Below are 16,612 nucleotides of genomic sequence, written 5' to 3'. Positions count from 1 at the left end.
CCTGGGGAGAGACAGCGATGACCACGGCCGAGCAGATCGAGGTGACGCTCGAAGTCGGCCAGCAGAAGGACCTGCCCGCCGAAGGGGACGTCCGCGAGCGGGGCGTGGAACGGGAGATGCACGCCATCCTGGAGATCGGCGTGCGCGGCCACGGCGGCGCCGGGCTCGCCGGGGGACGGGCGCCGGGCGGCGGCCCCGCGCTCGCCGAGGTGCTGATCGTGGACACCTCCCGCTCCATGCTCTACCCGGCGGCCAAGCTGCACGCGGCCAAGGACGCCACCGTGGCCGCCGTACGACTGCTGCCCGAGGGCACCGCCTTCGCGGTGCTCTCCGGGCACTTCCACGCCACCGTCGTCCACCCCGGCCCGGACCATCCGGGGCTCGCCGTCGCCGGGCCCGGCGAACGCGCCGCCGCCGTACGGGCCGTACGCATCCTGGACGCCAACGGCGGTACCGCCATCGGGGCATGGCTGGACCTCGCCCGCCGGCTGCTGAAGGACCACCCCGCCCCCGTCAAGCACGTCCTGCTGCTCACCGACGGCCGCAACGAGCACGACCACCGGGCCGCCATCCCCCTGGACACCGCGCTGGACGCCTGCGAGGGCCGCTTCGTCTGCGACGCCTGGGGCATCGGCGACGACTGGGACGCCGAACTGCTGCTGCGCATCACCCGGCGGCTGCACGGCCGCGCCGGAGCCGTCCGCGAGGAGTCCGATCTCGTCGCCGCCTACGAGGAGTTGGTGAACGGGCTGCTCGGCACGGCGGTGCCCGAGCTGCGCATCCGGCTCACCCCCACCCCCGGCACCGTCATCCGCCAGGTCAAGCAGGTCGTCCCCGGCGAACAGGAACTCCTGCCCGCCGCCGGCCCCGGACGCGGCACCGAGTACATCACCCGCGCCTGGGGCGAGGAGGTACGGCACTTCCAGGTGATCCTGGCCGCCGACCCGACCGGACGGGAACGCGGCGAGGACCTCCAACTGGCCGCCGCCGAGATCGTCGTACCCGACTTCGGGCAGCCGGTACGACTGCCACGGCCCCGCCCCATCCTGGTGCGCTGGACCGACAACCCGCTCGACGCCTCCCGGCGCCACCCCGGCGTGCACCGGCAGGAGCTGTACCAGCAGGCGAGCGCCGCCGTGGCCCGCGCCTACCGGGCCTGGCTGCGCGGCACCGACGGCCGGGCCACCGCGGATCGCGAACTCGCCCGCGCGCTGCGCCTGGCGGAGGAACTCGGCGACGCCCGCCTCCTCGACGCACTGCGCCGGATCGAGGACGCGCCGGGCGGCGGCCGGATCCGCGGCGGCCTCAAGGACGTCGACTGGCAGCATCTGATCCTCTCCAGCGCCATGACCACCCCGCCGCACCACCCGGCCGCGCCCCCGCCGCCCGCCCCCGAGGTCCCCCCGGACCCCGGCGCCCTCCTGGAGTGCCCGGACTGCGGCTGGCTCGGCCCGGCGGACTCCGTGTACTGCGGCGGCGAGTGCGGCCGCCGGCTGACCGGGCCGTCGGCATGAGCGCCGGCACAGGCGCCGTGCGCGGCAGTACGACCGCCCGTGACCTGGCCGTCCGCCACCGGCTGCTGCTCGCCCTGTCGGCCCTGCTGACGCTCGTCCTCTTCCTGTCGTACGAGGGGGTGCACGGCGACGCCGACCCGCTGCGCACCTCCAGCGCCCCGGCGGTGCTGTCCCTCGACACCGCGCTGTACGCCCTCGGGCAGGCCGAGCGGGACGCCGGCGCCGCGACCCCCACCAGCGACTTCCAGAAGCAGATCTCGGTCGCCGCGCAGAGTGTCGCCGCCGCCGCCGGGGACGACGTGGGGGGAGCGTCGGGACGGCAGGCGCTCCAGACCGTCGCCGCGCTCGTCACCGTCTACGCGGTCACGGTGCAGCAGGCGCAAGTCCAGTCCACCGGCAGCGTGTTGCGCGAGGCGTACCTCAGCTACGCGACGAGCATCCTGTCGGACCCCGGCGCCGGGATACTGCCCCGGCTGAAGGTCCTCCAGGCCCAGCAGCGCGCGGCCGTGCACCGGCAGACCTCCTTCGGACCGCTGCTGTGGTGCGGCTGGGCCGCGACGCTGCTGCTCGCGCTGGCGCTGGCCTGCTGCCTGCTGGAGACCCAGCTGTTCCTGCGCCGCCGCTTCCGGCGCCGCTACAACCGGGGCCTGCTCGCCGCGGGCGCGCTGCTCGCGGCCGGGCTCGCCGTCACGCTGCTGTTCACGGTGTGGACGCACGCGGGGATGGCGGACACCCGGCGACTGCTCGACCGCCCGCTGTCCGGGCGGGAACTGACCGACGCGGGGCGGGCGACCGCCGCGTACCTGGCGGACACCGGTCTTCGCGCCGCGGCGGCCGGCTGGATACTGATCGGAGGCATCCTGGTCATGGCACTGGCCGAGACGGGACTGCGGCGGCACATCGACGAGTACCGGTTCAGGCCCCGGTGAGCGGGCGAGCGCACCGCCGCGCCCGGACGGTCACCGCGGTGGCGGGCTGTCTCGTCCTGCTGGCGGCGGCCGTCGTCCTGGGCGCCCGCGCCGCCGGCCGGGAGCCGACCGTCACGCTGCTGGCGAACTGGACGGGCCGCGACGAGACGAGCCTGCGCCGCGCGGTGATCGAGCCGTTCGAGCGGAAGTACCACGTGCACGTGGACTACCAGGGCAGTGCGGCGGAGAGCCAGGTGCTCGGCGCCGATGTCGAGGCCGGGACGCCACCGGACGTGGTGGTGCTCACCGGCCCCGGCGAACTCGCCGGCTATGCGGGCCAGAAGCAGCTCCAGCCGCTCGACGGACTCATCCCGCAGGAGGACTTCGGCACGTCCTGGGCGATGCCGCTCGCGGACGGGCATGTGTACTGGTTCCCGCTCAAGGCCGACCTCAAGAGCATCGTCTGGTACCCGGCCGGCACCGGCGAGCGGCAGCGTCGCGCGGCGCGGGACGATCCTGCGCAGTGGTGCGTGGGAATGGGCTCGGGCGCCACCAGCGGGTGGCCGGGCACGGACTGGATCGAGGACATCCTGCTCCAGCAACACGGGCCGCGCACCTACCAGTCGTGGGCGAGCGGCAAGCTGTCCTGGCGCTCGCCGGAGGTACGGCAGGCATGGACGACATGGGGCCGGCTGATGGGCGCGGGCACGTCCGGGAAGCTGCTCCGGCGCATCCTGAAGACGGGCTACGCCCAGGCCTCCGCACCGGTCGCGGCCACGCCTCGGGGCTGCACGCTCGAACACCAGGCGTCCTTCATCCGCACCCAGTCCACCGCGTGGAAGCGGGCCGACGGCCGCTACACCCCCTCGGCCGACCTCATTCCCGGCGCCACCGCCAGGAACTCCTGGGAGGTCTCCGGCGACCTGGTCGCGCTCCTGCACGCCACCCCGCAGGCGCGGCGGCTGATCCGCTATCTGTCCGCGCCGACCGCCCAACGCGCCTGGGCCGGGGCCGAGTCCGCCTTCTCCGTCGACACCGGGGTCCGGCCCGCCGCGGGCCCGGCCTGGCACCGGACCCTCGCCACCACGCTCCTCTCCCCGTCCGCCACCCACTGCTTCGACGCCTCCGACGCCATGCCGCCGACCCTCCGCGACGCCTTCGCCGCATCCACGATCAGCTACCTGGCCCACCCCGCCGGTCTGACCGCCCTGCTCACCACCCTGGACACCCTGAGGGAGGCACCGGGACAGACGTGGCTGCCCTCGGTCTGCGATCACGTGCGCTGAGGCTCGGGCTCGCCGGCGCGTGCGGCTGGATGCGCGCGGGCCCGCCCCCGCCCTCTCCGCCGTTCCTCTCTCACTCCCCAGCCGTGGGACGCGGCTTTCCCCGCCCCGTGCCGCCGTCGCTCTCCGCGGCGGGAGCCTGGCCGTGTCGGGCCCATTCCAGCTTCAGTGCCCGTCCCTGGGCGCGGCCCGCCCGCGCGGCCGGAGTGCGGGTCGCCGGGTCCAGGGGGTTGGCGCCTATCGCGGCGGTGGAGGCGTCGTCCGGGGCGATGAGGAGGACCTCGGCGCCCCCGGTCCGCAGCGCGGTGATCGTCTCGTCCAGGGGGTGGTCGCTCGGCAGCGGTTCGCCAGGGCCCAGCGGGACGAGGACCAGGACGCGGGCCGCGCCGGAGGCGAGGTCGGCGTTGGCGACGGAGCGGATCCCGCCGTCGATGTAGCGGCGGCCGGCGATCGTCACCGGGGGCCACACACCCGGCACCGCACAGCTGGCGGCGACCGCGTCGACCAGCGGGACGCCCGAGTCGCGGTCGAAGACCTTCGTGTCGCCGGACTCGGCGTCCACCGCGACCACCTTCAACTCCCGCTCGGGCCAGGCGTGGACGGGCAGCCGGGACTCGATCACCGCCCGCCGCTCCGGCTCGCCGACGGTCCGCGCGGCGAGGGCCAGCTCGCCGATCGCGCGCCGCAGGTCCGCCGCCGAGGCGGCCGTGGCCAGTGCGCCGCCCGTCTCCGCGGTGAATTTGTCGAGGTCCAGCTCGGCCATGATCTCGCGGGCCTGCGCGGAAGGCTCCACCTGCCGGGTGTACAACTCCTCCAGGGCGAGCCCGCTGCCGAGCTGGGCCGCCACGGTCGCGCCCGCGGAGGTGCCGACCAGCAGACCGGCCCCCGTGACGTCCTGCCCGGCGTCGGCGAGTCCCGCGAGCAGCCCGGTCATCCAGGCGATCCCGCCCACTCCGCCGCCGCCCAGCACCAACGCCTCGGTCATCTCTGCTCCTCCAATGGGAACTCTCCTCCGGAGAGCCGCCGAGCACGTGGAGAGGGGGGCGCTGCGGGCTGCTCGTGGTCGCCCGCAACGCCCCCCTGGCCTTACCCGAGGGGTACTCGGGAGATCTTCCGGGTCACGAGTTCACCTGTGCGGTGACCTGGTCCGCGAAGGTGGCCAGCCGGGTGTACACACCCGGATAGCCCGCCTCCGCGCACCCCTCGCCCCAAGAAGTGATCCCTGCCAGGACGCCCCCGATGAGCAGGGGACCGCCGCTGTCGCCCTGGCAGGTGTCTACGCCGCCGGAGCTGTACCCGGCGCACACCATGTCGGACTGCACGTAGTCCGAACCGTAGGAGGAACGGCAGCTCGTGTCGGACACGATCGGTACGGTCGCGGTCCGCAGCTGGTTGGAGGAGCTGCCGTTCTCCGAAGTCGTGCCCCAGCCGAGGATCCGCGCCGTGGTGCCGGCCGCGTACACCCCCGTCTGGGAGGAGGAGACGTACGACACCGGCTGGTACGGCATCGACGTCGACAGGGTCAGCACGGCCACGTCGTCGCCCTTGGTGGCGTCCGTGTAGTCCGGGTTCACCCAGATCCTGCTGACCTTGCTCACCGTGCCGTCGGTACCGTTCAGCTTGGTACGGCCGCCGACGACGCGGACATTGCCGGCGGTCTCGCCGGCCATGCAGTGCGCGGCCGTCACCACCTTGGTGGCGGCCACCAGGGTGCCGCCGCAGAACTGGCTGCCGGACGCGTCCGTGATCTGCATGACGAAGGGGTACGCGGTGGTGGTGGTCGTCGTACCGCCGACGATGGGCTGGGGAGCTGCGCTCGCCGTGGGGGAGGCGAGCAGCGCGGTCGCCGCGGCGGCGGCGGTCGCCGCCAGGATCGCGGCGGTCCGTCTGGCACGTGTGGGCCCGAACATGAGTCTCCTCAGTGGGGTTGCACCGGTGGGGGGTTCGCACGGGTAGAGGGGTTGTGCACGGTGGTGGGGGGTGGGTCCGACCCCCTGTACCCGGGCGAGCGGTACGCCCATTACGCTAGGTCCCGGAACCTTCGGCTCCCAATGAGGGAACCCCCTAGGGGGTCGGGTGAGGGAAAACCCTCGGTCCGGCTCAGTTAACCGCCGCCGCGCTCAGTGCGCGCGCCGACCCGCGGCCAATCGGACGATGTCGACCCGCGACCGGATCCCGAGCTTGCGGTACACCCGCGTGAGCGTGGCCTCGACCGTCTTGACGCTGATGAACAGCCGCGCGGCTATCTCCCGGTTGGTCGCGCCCTCCATGACCAGCGCCGCCACCTGACGCTCCATCGCGGCCAGCACGTCCAGCACATCGAGCGCGTCCAGGGCGGCGGGCGCGGTCCGGGTCGGTTCCGCGGCGAGGGTGGTGAGCGTCTCGTCCACCTGGCGCAGCCAGGGCAGCGCCCGGCAGCGGCGGAACAGCCGGGTCGCCTCGTCGTAGGCCGCGGGTCCGGGGCGCCGGCCGCGCAGCCGGGCCAGGGCGAACGCGGCCCGCGCCTCCTCCAGGCCGTAGCCCAGCTTGCCGAGCCGGTCCTGAGCCGACCTCAGCTGGGCGAGCGCCGCCTCGCCCGCGCCCCGCGCCGCCCGCACCAGGGCCTCGGAGCGGTCCAGTACGGCGAGGACGCTCTCCCGGCCGAGCCTGAGCGCGTGCTCCCGCGCGGTGTCGATGACGTCCTGCGCCTCGGCGGGTTCCCCGATGCGGACCAGCGCCTCGGCGAGGTCGCCCTGCCAGCGGCCGCGGGCCGGGTCGGTGATGCCCAGGCCCAGTTCCAGGCTGCGCACCCGGCGCAGCGAGCGCACGGTGCCCGCCGGGTCCCCGGCCACCAACTGGGCGTACCCGAGCGCGCCCAGGGCTCGGGAGAGGTACATCTGGTCGCCGTCCCCCTCGGCGTGCTCCACCGCCTCGCGGGCGAGGGCGAGCGCCCGGTCCACGTCCCCGCCGGACGCCTCCGCGAGCGAGGTCAGCATGGCCGAGGCGGTCTCGCCGATCCCGGAGTCGCGGGCCAGCTTGAGGCTCTCGCGGGCCAGCTCCAGGGCGCGCCCGCAGTGCCCGGCGCGCAGTTCGGTCTCGGCGAGGCCGCGCAGGAAGTGCACCTCGCTCTCCACCGAGCCGCGCCGGCGCACCTCGCGCAGCAGCCCGGTGACGGTGGCCCGCGCCTCCGCCAGCTGGTCGCCCATGACGAGCCAGCGGAACCGGGCGCTGCCCGCCCCGTTGTGATGCCAGGCCACCCGCGGGTCCTGGGGTTCGCGCAGGGCCCGTTTGATGGTGCGGGGTGCCTCCGGATGGCCCATCAGGGTCTCGGTCTGCGCCTGGAAGGCGAGGGCGAGCAGTTCGGTGCGCCGGTCCTTGGCGTGTGCGGCCAGCTCGGCGGCGTGCGCGGCGGCGTCGCGGGCCGCGGTGAAGTCGCCCTCCACGATCAGCGCCCGCCAGCCCAGCTGGTAGTGGACCAGGGCGAGCAGCCGGGGGTCGTCGCCGGCGTCCGCGAGGGCCTGCGGGAAGAGGGCGTCGACCTCGGCCATGGTGTGGCCCGCGGTGTCGATGACGATGATCCAGGCGCGCACCCGTTCGGCGGGCACGCTCGCCCGGCTGAGCACCTCCCGCGCGATGTCCCGCGCGAGGTCCACCTCGCCGGCGGTGATGGCGTCCTCGGCGGCCGCGAGCCGGCGCTCCTCCGGGCCGGGCGCACCGTCCGCCGGGGTGTGCCGGGCGGCCAGCAGTCCCAGTTGGGCGGCGACCGAGGGCGCGCCGCGGTCCCGTGCGAGGGCGGCGGCCTCGGCGAGCCGGGCGGCCACCTCCGGGTCGGCGCCGGTGGTGGCGAGGGCGAGGTGCCGGGCCCGCTCGATCGGGTCACAGGCGGCCGTGGACAGCGCCGCGTGCGCGGCCCGCCGCTCCTGCGCGGGTGCCTCCGCGTACAGCGCGGCGGAGATCAGGGGGTGCGCGAAGCGTACGGCGGGGGCGTCCGACTCCGTTGCCAGCAGGCCGAGTTCGGCGGCCTGGGCGCATTCCGCCTCGGCGTTCTCGCGGCCGGCCGCGTGCAGCAGCGCCGGGGTGGGGCGGGCGCCGGCGCTGGCCACCAGCAGGGTGCGGCGGGCCTCCACGGACAGCATGTCCAGGCGGCTGAGCACCAGGGCGCGCAGCGAGGTGGGCACCGGCAGCGGCTCACCGGGCCGGGGCGGGGTGGGGCTCTCGGCGAGGGCGCGGCCGAGTTCCAGCGCGAACAGCGGGTTGCCGCCGCTGGTGCGGTGCACCTCGCGGACGGTGGAGCGGGGCAGCCCGCCGTGCCCGCGGTGGCCGAGCAGTTCGGCGATCCGGGCGTGCGAGAGCGGCCCGATGCGCACGGCGAGGGTGTCCGGCGGGCAGGACCGCAGATGCCGGTCGTACTCCTGGCTGTCCTGGCCCTCCGTCCGTACCGCGCACAGGAGTTGGACCGGGGTGCCGCCGAGCCGGCGGGCGGCGAAGCCGAGCAGTTCGGCACTGGCCGGATCCAGCCACTGGAGGTCGTCGGCGACGATCAGGACCGGGCCGCGGGCGGCGAGCGCGCGCAGCGCGGACAGCACCGCGAGGCGCAGGGCGAGGCCGTCGCGCTGGAGGCTGGACTCGCCGCGGCCGGTGAGCGCCGATTCCAGGGCGGTGCGCTGGGCGGCGGGCAGCTGCGGGCAGATGTCGTCGAGGACCAGCCCGAGGAGGTCGGCGAGGGCGAGGAACGGAAGGTGGGATTCTGACTCGGTCGCCGAGCAGCGCAGGACGATGTGCGCGCTGGAGGCGTATTCCTCGGCCAATGCCCGCAGGATGGTCGATTTCCCTATTCCGGCCGGTCCGTGGAGCAGCACACTGCCGCCGGAGGCGAGGTGGGCGCGGGCGGCGGCGCACAGGTCCTCGCGGCCGATGACCAGGTCCGAGCGGCATCGGGCAGACTCCTGGAAGTCCCGTCGCACGGTCACCGCTCCCCTCGTATGTCGTGTCCGGACCAAATTCTAGGCAACGATCCTTGAAATTCGGACGGAAGCCGTGGTGAGGGAAATAACAAACGGTCAAGCATGAGGAAATTCAAAGCATCCGCGCATGAATGGGAATGTTTCCTTCCCGTCTCGGGGGGCTACGGCAGCAGCCCCGCCCTGCGTGCCGCGGTCACCGCCTCCCCCCGTGTGTGTGCGCCCAACTTCCGCATGGCGGAACGGAGATAGCCCTTGACCGTCTCCGGGCGCAGCCCCAGCCGCTCGGCCACCGCGGCGTTGGTCGCACCCGCCGCCACCCAGGACAGCACGTCCAGTTCGCGCGGCGCCAGAGCGGGTCCGCCCGCCGGCCGCGGCGCCGTCAGCAGCCCGCAGGCGGCCAGCAGATCGGCGCGCAGCACCGGGTCGGTGATCCGGGGCGCGAGCGCCCGCAGCGCCGCGTGCGCCTCCCGCACCTGCTCCCAGGCTCCCGCCCCGCCGTACGACGGCGCCCCCGGCGCGCCGTACGCGCCGAGAGGGCCGCGGCCGGCCGCCGCCAGCAGCTCCCGCGCCTCGTCCCGCAGCACCAGTGTCTGCTCCACGTCCCGCGCCACCGCCACGGCCGCGCCGAGCGCCCGGTCGCCGAGCGGCTGGGCCGAGCGCAGCGCGCCGTAGAGCACCCCGCGCACCCGGCGCCGTACCACCACCGGCACCGCGAGCACCGAGCGGATGCCCTCCGCGGCCACCGGGACGTCGTACTCGTGGCTGATCTGCCGGGAGCTGGAGTAGTCGGTCACCGCGCACGGCCGGGCCAGCGCCACCGCCTTGCCGCCGAGACCGCTGCCCGAACTCACCGCGAGCGAGCGCAGCGCGGCCGTCGCCGTGCCGCTCAGCTCGCTGATGCGCACCTGCGGCCGGCCGGACTCCACCAGCCCGCCGAAGGCGACCGGCAGCCCCGTCGCGCGCCGCAGCCGGAGCAGCGCACCGCGGATCTCCACCACCGTCACGGCCTCTGCTGTCACCTCATCGCTCCTTCGGTGCGGCTGATGTGCGGACCACACCCCCGTGCCCGCGGGGCCCACACCCCCGTTCGGGGGTAGTGAGACCTGCATCACGGATTAGACGATGCCGGGGAGCCGCCCGGCAATGGTCGGGAACATAGGAGGACGACGGATGACGACGGCGACCGATGCCTTCAGGAACGCGCGGGACTTCCTGCTGGCGCACCGCGAGGACTATGCCACCGCCTACGACGGGTTCGCGTGGCCCCGGCCGGAGCACTTCAACTGGGCCCTGGACTGGTTCGACGTGATCGCCGCCGGCAACGACCGCACCGCGCTGCACATCGTGGAGGAGGACGGCGGCGAGACCAGGCTGTCCTTCGCCGAGCTGTCGGAGCGCTCCGACCGGATCGCGAACTGGCTGCGCGCGCGGGGCGTCGCCGCCGAGGACCGCGTCCTGGTCATGCTCGGCAACCAGGCCGAGCTGTGGGAGGTCATGCTGGCCGCGATGAAGCTGCGCGCGGTCGTCATCCCGGCCACCCCGCTGCTCGGCCCCGCCGACCTGCGCGACCGGGTCGAGCGCGGCCGGGTCAGGCATGTGCTGGTGCGGTCCGGGGACGCGCCCAAGTTCGCCGAGGTCCCCGGCTCCTACACCCGGATCGCGGTCGGCGGCGCGCCTGAGGGCTGGCTGCCGTACGAGGAGGCGTACGACGCCCCCGCAGGGTTCACGGCCGACGGACCCACCCGCTCCGACGACCCGCTGATGCTCTACTTCACCTCGGGTACCACCGCCCGCCCCAAGCTGGTCGAGCACACCCATGTCTCGTACCCCATCGGCCACTTGGCCACCATGTACTGGGTCGGCCTGAAGCCCGGCGACGTCCATCTGAACATCTCCTCGCCCGGCTGGGCCAAGCACGCCTGGTCCAACCTGTTCGCCCCGTGGAACGCCGAGGCCACCGTCTTCATCTTCAACTACACCCGGTTCGACGCGGGCCGGCTGATGGCCGAGATGGACCGCGCCCATGTCACCACCTTCTGCGCTCCGCCGACCGTGTGGCGCATGCTCATCCAAGCCGACCTCGGTCAACTGCGCACGCCGCCGCGCGAGGTGGTGGCCGCGGGCGAGCCGCTCAACCCCGAGGTCATCGAACAGGTGCGGAGCGCCTGGGGGTTGACCGTCCGGGACGGCTTCGGGCAGACCGAGACCGCCGTCCAGGTCTCCAACCCGCCGGGCCAGCGGCTGAAGACCGGCTCCATGGGCCGCCCCAGCCCCGGCTACCGGGTGGAGCTGCTCGACCCGGTCACCGGCGCGCCCGGCGCCACCGAGGGCGAGATCGCGCTCGACCTCGCCGCTGTGCCCATCGGCCTGATGGCCGGCTACCACGGCGACCCGGACCGCACCGCCGAGGCCATGGCGGGCGGCTACTACCGCACCGGCGACATCGCGGCCCGCGACGAGGACGGCTACCTGACCTACATCGGCCGCGCCGACGACGTCTTCAAGGCGTCCGACTACAAGATCAGCCCCTTCGAGCTGGAGAGCGCGCTGCTGGAGCACGAGGCGGTGGCCGAGGCCGCCGTGGTGCCCGCCCCGGACGAGCTGCGGCTCGCCGTGCCCAAGGCGTACATCGTGCTCGCCGAGGGCTACGCGCCCGGCCCCGACACCGCCAAGGTCCTCTTCGAGCACTCCCGCCGGGTGCTCGCCCCCTACAAGCGCATCCGCCGGCTGGAGTTCGGCGCCCTGCCCAAGACCGTCTCCGGCAAGATCCGCCGCATCGAGCTGCGCGAGGCCACCGCGCAGGGCTCGGCGGACGAGTACCGCGAGGAGGACTTCCGGTGAGCACCCCCGAGCTGTCGTACGCCCACGGCACCGGCACCACCGCGCTGCTCGGCGACACCATCGGCGCCAACCTCGCCCGTGCGGCGCGGACTTGGCCGGATCGCGAGGTCCTGGTCGACGTCGCGGGCGGGTGCCGCTGGACGTACGCCGCCTTCGACGCCGACGTGGACCGGCTCGCCTGCGCCCTGCTGGCGAGCGGCATCGCGAAGGGCGACCGGGTGGGCATCTGGGCGGTCAACCGCGCCGAGTGGGTGCTCGTGCAGTACGCCACCGCTCGCGTCGGCGCCATCCTGGTCAACATCAACCCGGCCTACCGCACCCACGAGGTGGGGTTCGTCCTGCGGCAGTCGGGCGTACGGCTGCTGTTCGCCTCCCTCGGCCACAAGAGCAGCGACTACCGCGCCATGGTCGAGGAGGTCCGCGGCGGCTGCCCGGAGCTGCGCGAGGTGGTCTACCTCGGGGACCCCGGCTGGGCGGAGTTCACCGCGCGCGGCGTCGTCGGCGACCGGTCCGAACTGGCGGCGCGGGAAGCCGAGTTGTCCTGCGACGACCCGGTCAACATCCAGTACACCTCGGGCACCACCGGCTTCCCCAAGGGCGCCACCCTCTCGCACCACAACATCCTCAACAACGGCTATTTCGTGGGGGAGTTGGTCAAGTACACCGAGCAGGACCGCATCTGCGTCCCGGTCCCCTTCTACCACTGCTTCGGCATGGTGATGGCCAATCTGGCGGCCACCTCGCACGGCGCCTGCCTGGTGATCCCGGCGCCGTCCTTCGAGCCGGCGGCCAGCCTGGAGGCGGTGCAGCGGGAGCGGTGCACCTCCCTGTACGGCGTCCCGACCATGTTCATCGCGGAGCTGAACCTGCCGGACTTCGCGTCGTACGACCTCTCCACCCTGCGCACCGGCATCATGGCGGGCTCGCCCTGCCCGGTGGAGGTGATGAAACGGGTCGTCGCCGAGATGCACATGGCCGAGGTCGCCATCTGCTACGGCATGACCGAGACCTCGCCGGTGTCCCTCCAGACCCGCACCGACGACGACCTGGAGCACCGCACCGCCACCGTCGGCCGCGTCCTGCCCCACCTGGAGGTCAAGGTCGTCGACCCGGCCACCGGCGTCACGCGGCCCCGCGGCACCGCGGGCGAGTTGTGCACCCGCGGCTACAGCGTGATGCTCGGCTACTGGGACGAGCCGGAGAAGACCGCCGAGGTCGTGGACGCGGGCCGCTGGATGCACACCGGGGACCTCGCGGTGATGCGCGCGGACGGGTACGTGGAGATCGTCGGCCGCATCAAGGACATGATCATCCGGGGCGGCGAGAACATCTACCCGCGTGAGATCGAGGAGTTCCTCTACGCCCACCCGAAGATCAGGGACGTACAGGTGGTCGGGGTGCCGGACGAGAAGTACGGCGAGGAGGTGCTGGCCTGCGTGATCCCGCACGACGCGGGTGACCCGCCGGAACTGGAGGAGCTGCGCGCCTTCTGCCGGGGGCGGCTCGCGCACTACAAGGTGCCGAGCAGGCTGAGCATCCTCGACGCCTTCCCGATGACGGTGTCCGGGAAGGTCCGCAAGATCGAGCTGCGGGAGCGGTACCGGGACTGAGCCCCCGCGTCAGCCCCGCCGCGCGCGGCGCCCCGCTTCCGGGGCGCCGTCGGCGTTCAGGGCGTCGGCGGGGTCGTTCACCGGCTGCGGGACGCCCGCGAGGTCCAGCACGAACAGCGGTACGCCCAGGGAGTTCGCGCGGGCGCGGGCGGCGTCGGTGTACCCGGAGAGGGAGAAGTAGACGCAGTCGGCGGACTCCGTCATCGCGGTCAGCCACAGGCACTCCACCTCGCGGGGCCCGGCGGGCCGTACCGTCGGGTCCACCTGGGCGAGCAGACCGCGGGCGGCGAGCCCGATGCCGCGCGCGGGACGCTGGTCGGCGCGCCGGATGTCGCCGTAGCCGAGCCAGCGCAGATACAGCGCGGTCGCGGTGACGGCGTCGCGTGCGGTGCGGACGGCGTGCGGCTGGAAGGCGCGGCGGGGCGGGGTCGGCCCGGCGAGCTCGGGCTGGTCGGGCTCGGGCCGGGCGGGCTCGGGCCCGGCGGCGCGGGGGCCGGCCGGTGCGGGGAGCGGTTCGGACGGGACACCCGCCGGGCCCGGACCGGTCTCGGCCACCGGGATGCGCAGCACCGTGCCGCACGGGCAGCCCAGTTCCGGGCGCGGCCAGTGGTTCAGCCGTCCGCAGGCGGCGCACGTGGCGCCGACCCACTCCTCGTCCCGGGACCGTGGCCCGGCCACGGCCGGCGCGGCGAGGCGGTCCGGCCGCAGGGCGGCCGGAGTTCCGCAGGCGCAGGGATACACCGGGGCGGTGTAGACGTGCTCGCGCCGACAGGCCGGGCAGCGCACCGGCACGCTCTCGGGCATGGCCCACTCACTCTCGCACGACACCTCGGGACAGCGCACCCATGGTGCTCCCGCAGTACCGCTTTTGTCCGGCGTTCCCGCGCCGCTTGCCGGTGTCTTTGTCTCTCTTGACGAGGTCAACACCCACCTCTACATTGCTTCCAGATAGTAGAAAGCAAATTCCATCATACGGAATTTGATGGGACCTCTGGAGACTGTGCTCACCGCGGGGCGCGACGGGAGTACCGCATCCGACACCGAGGCAGGAGTACTCGATGGCTCGTATGACCGCTGCCCGCGCGGCAGTTGAGATCCTCAAGCGCGAGGGCGTCACCGACGCCTTCGGTGTGCCGGGCGCCGCGATCAACCCGTTCTACAAGGCCCTCAAGGAGGGCGGCGGCATCCAGCACACCCTCGCGCGCCATGTCGAGGGCGCCTCGCACATGGCCGAGGGCTACACCCGCGCGCGGCCGGGCAACATCGGCGTGTGCATCGGCACCTCAGGACCGGCCGGCACGGACATGATCACCGGCCTGTACTCGGCGACCGGTGACTCGATCCCGATCCTGTGCATCACCGGGCAGGCGCCCACGCACGTGATCCACAAGGAGGACTTCCAGGCCGTCGACATCGCCGCGATCGCCGGTCCGGTGACGAAGATGGCGGTGACCGTGCTGGAGGCGGCCCAGGTCCCCGGCGTCTTCCAGCAGGCGTTCCACCTGATGCGCTCCGGCCGGCCCGGCCCGGTGCTGATCGACCTGCCGATCGACGTCCAGCTCACGGAGATCGAGTTCGACCCGGAGACGTACGAGCCGCTGCCGGTGTACAAGCCCGCCGCGACCCGTGCCCAGATCGAGAAGGCGATGTCCTACCTGCTCGCGGCCGAGCGGCCGGTGCTGGTGGCGGGCGGCGGCGTCATCGGCGCCGACGCGTGCGAATTGCTCACCGAGTTCGCCGAGCTGACCGGCACCCCCGTCATCCCCACCCTGATGGGCTGGGGCGCGCTGCCCGACGACCACGAGCTGAACGCGGGCATGGTCGGCGTGCAGACCGCGCACCGCTACGGCAACGCCACGTTCCTGGAGTCCGACTTCGTCCTCGGCATCGGCAACCGGTGGGCGAACCGGCACACCGGCTACAAGCTGGACGTCTACCGCGCGGGCCGCACCTTCGTGCACGTGGACATCGAGCCCACGCAGATCGGCCGGATCTTCCCGCCGGACTACGGGGTGGTGTCCGACGCGCGGGCGGCGCTGGAGCTGTTCGTGCAGGTGGCACGGGAACTGAAGGCCGCGGGCCGGCTCCCCGACCGCGGTGAGTGGATCTCCTCCTGCCAGGAGCGCAAGGCCACGCTGCTGCGCCGTACGCACTTCGACGACGTGCCGATGAAGCCGCAGCGGGTGTACGAGGAGATGAACCGGGCCTTCGGCCCCGAGACGCGGTACGTCACCACGATCGGCCTCTCCCAGATCGCCGGCGCCCAGATGCTGCACGTCTACAAGCCCCGGCACTGGATCAACTGCGGCCAGGCGGGGCCGCTCGGCTGGACGATCCCGGCCGCGATCGGCGTGGCCAAGGCCGATCCGGAGGCGGCGGTGGTCGCGCTCTCCGGCGACTACGACTTCCAGTTCCTGATCGAGGAACTGGCCGCCGCCGCCCAGCACCGGATCCCGTACGTGCACGTGCTGGTCAACAACGCCTACCTCGGCCTGATCCGCCAGGCGCAGCTCGGCCTGGACATCGACTTCCAGGTCAATCTGGAGTTCGAGAACATCAACACGCCCGAAATCGGGGTGTACGGCGTGGACCATGTCAAGGTCGCCGAGGGCCTGGGCTGCAAGGCGCTGCGCGTCACCGAGCCGGACCAGCTGGGCCCCGCCTTCGAGGAGGCGAAGAAGCTGGCGGCGCGGTACCGGGTGCCGGTCGTGGTGGAGGCGATCCTGGAGCGGGTCACGAACATCTCGATGAGCCGCACGATGGACATCAGCGACGTCACCGAGTTCGAACCCCTCGCCACGGAGCCGTCGCACGCGCCGACGGCGATCGGCGCGCTGAACCGCTGACGCCTCGCGGCACACGCAAGGGGCGGCCCGTCCGGTGTGGACGGGCCGCCCCTTTCTCCTGTCCGCCCCTACCCCTCGTGCTCCGAAAGCCCCGGCCACTCCTCGGGCCCGCCCCCCTGCCACTCGATGAGGTCGTCCTCCTCCACCTCGATCCGGTCCAGATCGGCCAACCGCAAGATCTCCACCACATCGTCCAGATGCGACGCCAGTCCCAGCGTCACCTCCCCTTCGGTGACCCGCCGGGACCCGTCGAGGGCGGGCGGGTGGACGACGATGTGCGGATGCGCCGGATTACCCATACCACCACCGTGCGCCGCCCACGCCCTCCCCGCACGCCGGGCTCGTCGGACCCGGCGGGCGCGGGGGAGCGGCACGTCGTACGGCCGCTGCGGGACTCCTCGGAGCCGCACCGTGACGTCGTCGCGTACACCCACTGATCCCGCGGCGGAGACCTGGCCCCTCGCCGCAGGCACTCGTACTGCCCGCCACGGGCCACGACGGCCGGGCGGTGACGAGGCGGACGTCGCCGCCGGTACGCGCGGGGCGCCCCGCACAACGCCGAACGCTCCCTCGCCGGGGCTGTCGGGCCGGCGTAGGGAGCGTTCTGTTGGTGCCGTCCGGCGGCGCGGCGCTGGGCGCGACAGGTCGGTCGCGCCGCCGGACGGGG

General features: G+C 73.6%; 12 protein-coding genes. 6 read left to right on the top strand and 6 right to left on the bottom strand.

Annotation, left to right across the window (positions count from 1 at the left end):
• Positions 1-17: 17 nt before the first annotated feature.
• Genes ACZ7EC_RS26845 through ACZ7EC_RS26835 form a run of 3 tightly spaced genes read left to right on the top strand, consistent with a single transcriptional unit; the run spans position 18 to position 3,708 of the window.
• Entirely contained in the window at positions 18-1,514 is a 1,497-nt protein-coding gene (locus ACZ7EC_RS26845; protein WP_471066473.1) for a VWA domain-containing protein, read from the top strand.
• Positions 1,511-2,443 carry a hypothetical protein gene (locus tag ACZ7EC_RS26840; RefSeq protein WP_471066471.1) on the top strand — a complete coding sequence of 311 codons (933 nt, stop codon included), beginning with the start codon at positions 1,511-1,513 and terminating at the stop codon, positions 2,441-2,443. Before ACZ7EC_RS26845 ends, ACZ7EC_RS26840 begins: the two co-directional genes overlap by 4 nt.
• On the top strand, positions 2,440-3,708 hold the full coding sequence (locus ACZ7EC_RS26835) for an ABC transporter substrate-binding protein (RefSeq protein ID WP_471066468.1): 1,269 nt from the start codon (positions 2,440-2,442) through the stop codon (positions 3,706-3,708). Before ACZ7EC_RS26840 ends, ACZ7EC_RS26835 begins: the two co-directional genes overlap by 4 nt.
• A 70-nt stretch (positions 3,709-3,778) precedes the next feature.
• On the opposite strand, the gene ACZ7EC_RS26830 is transcribed toward ACZ7EC_RS26835, so the two are convergent.
• The 4 genes from ACZ7EC_RS26830 to ACZ7EC_RS26815 all read right to left on the bottom strand — a co-directional run bounded on the left by ACZ7EC_RS26830 (position 3,779) and on the right by ACZ7EC_RS26815 (position 9,757).
• Positions 3,779-4,690: a patatin-like phospholipase family protein gene (locus tag ACZ7EC_RS26830; protein WP_471066466.1), complete on the bottom strand. Its 912-nt coding sequence runs from the start codon at positions 4,688-4,690 to the stop codon at positions 3,779-3,781.
• A gap of 133 nt (positions 4,691-4,823) precedes the next feature.
• Entirely contained in the window at positions 4,824-5,615 is a 792-nt protein-coding gene (locus ACZ7EC_RS26825; RefSeq protein WP_471066464.1) for a S1 family peptidase, read from the bottom strand.
• A gap of 210 nt (positions 5,616-5,825) precedes the next feature.
• Positions 5,826-8,654, bottom strand: a complete 2,829-nt coding sequence (locus ACZ7EC_RS26820) for an ATP-binding protein (protein ID WP_471066462.1) — start codon at positions 8,652-8,654, stop codon at positions 5,826-5,828.
• A gap of 155 nt (positions 8,655-8,809) precedes the next feature.
• Complete coding sequence (locus ACZ7EC_RS26815) at positions 8,810-9,757, bottom strand: helix-turn-helix transcriptional regulator (protein ID WP_471066614.1); 948 nt, start codon at positions 9,755-9,757, stop codon at positions 8,810-8,812.
• A gap of 61 nt (positions 9,758-9,818) precedes the next feature.
• On the opposite strand from ACZ7EC_RS26815, the gene ACZ7EC_RS26810 reads away from it, so the two are divergent.
• The gene (locus ACZ7EC_RS26810) at positions 9,819-11,489 is read left to right on the top strand and encodes an AMP-binding protein (protein WP_471066459.1); all 1,671 of its coding nucleotides are present in this window, start codon (positions 9,819-9,821) and stop codon (positions 11,487-11,489) included.
• Positions 11,486-13,099 carry an AMP-binding protein gene (locus ACZ7EC_RS26805; RefSeq protein ID WP_471066457.1) on the top strand — a complete coding sequence of 538 codons (1,614 nt, stop codon included), beginning with the start codon at positions 11,486-11,488 and terminating at the stop codon, positions 13,097-13,099. The genes ACZ7EC_RS26810 and ACZ7EC_RS26805 overlap by 4 nt, the downstream gene beginning before the upstream one ends.
• Before the next feature lie 9 nt (positions 13,100-13,108).
• Here the strand turns inward: ACZ7EC_RS26805 and ACZ7EC_RS26800 are convergent, their stop codons facing one another.
• Positions 13,109-13,903: a hypothetical protein gene (locus tag ACZ7EC_RS26800; protein ID WP_471066455.1), complete on the bottom strand. Its 795-nt coding sequence runs from the start codon at positions 13,901-13,903 to the stop codon at positions 13,109-13,111.
• Between the two features lie 263 nt (positions 13,904-14,166).
• On the opposite strand from ACZ7EC_RS26800, the gene gcl reads away from it, so the two are divergent.
• Positions 14,167-15,945: a glyoxylate carboligase gene (gene gcl, locus ACZ7EC_RS26795; protein WP_471066613.1), complete on the top strand. Its 1,779-nt coding sequence runs from the start codon at positions 14,167-14,169 to the stop codon at positions 15,943-15,945.
• Between the two features lie 68 nt (positions 15,946-16,013).
• Here the strand turns inward: gcl and ACZ7EC_RS26790 are convergent, their stop codons facing one another.
• Positions 16,014-16,244, bottom strand: coding sequence for a hypothetical protein (locus ACZ7EC_RS26790; RefSeq protein ID WP_471066454.1), 231 nt, complete (start codon positions 16,242-16,244; stop codon positions 16,014-16,016).
• Between the last annotated feature and the right edge of the window lie 368 nt (positions 16,245-16,612).

Source organism: Streptomyces sp. NPDC037203, from assembly GCF_055605065.1.
This window is presented reverse-complemented; position numbering and strand designations above follow the sequence as displayed.

Coding starts and splice junctions, on each gene's coding strand:
- ACZ7EC_RS26845 (WP_471066473.1), top strand. CDS start 18: ATGACCACGGCCGAGCAGATCGAGGTGACGCTCGAAGTCGGCCAGCAG.
- ACZ7EC_RS26840 (WP_471066471.1), top strand. CDS start 1,511: ATGAGCGCCGGCACAGGCGCCGTGCGCGGCAGTACGACCGCCCGTGAC.
- ACZ7EC_RS26830 (WP_471066466.1), bottom strand. CDS start 4,690: ATGACCGAGGCGTTGGTGCTGGGCGGCGGCGGAGTGGGCGGGATCGCC.
- ACZ7EC_RS26825 (WP_471066464.1), bottom strand. CDS start 5,615: ATGTTCGGGCCCACACGTGCCAGACGGACCGCCGCGATCCTGGCGGCG.
- ACZ7EC_RS26815 (WP_471066614.1), bottom strand. CDS start 9,757: ATGCAGGTCTCACTACCCCCGAACGGGGGTGTGGGCCCCGCGGGCACG.
- ACZ7EC_RS26810 (WP_471066459.1), top strand. CDS start 9,819: ATGACGACGGCGACCGATGCCTTCAGGAACGCGCGGGACTTCCTGCTG.
- ACZ7EC_RS26800 (WP_471066455.1), bottom strand. CDS start 13,903: ATGCCCGAGAGCGTGCCGGTGCGCTGCCCGGCCTGTCGGCGCGAGCAC.
- gcl (WP_471066613.1), top strand. CDS start 14,167: ATGACCGCTGCCCGCGCGGCAGTTGAGATCCTCAAGCGCGAGGGCGTC.
- ACZ7EC_RS26790 (WP_471066454.1), bottom strand. CDS start 16,244: ATGGGTAATCCGGCGCATCCGCACATCGTCGTCCACCCGCCCGCCCTC.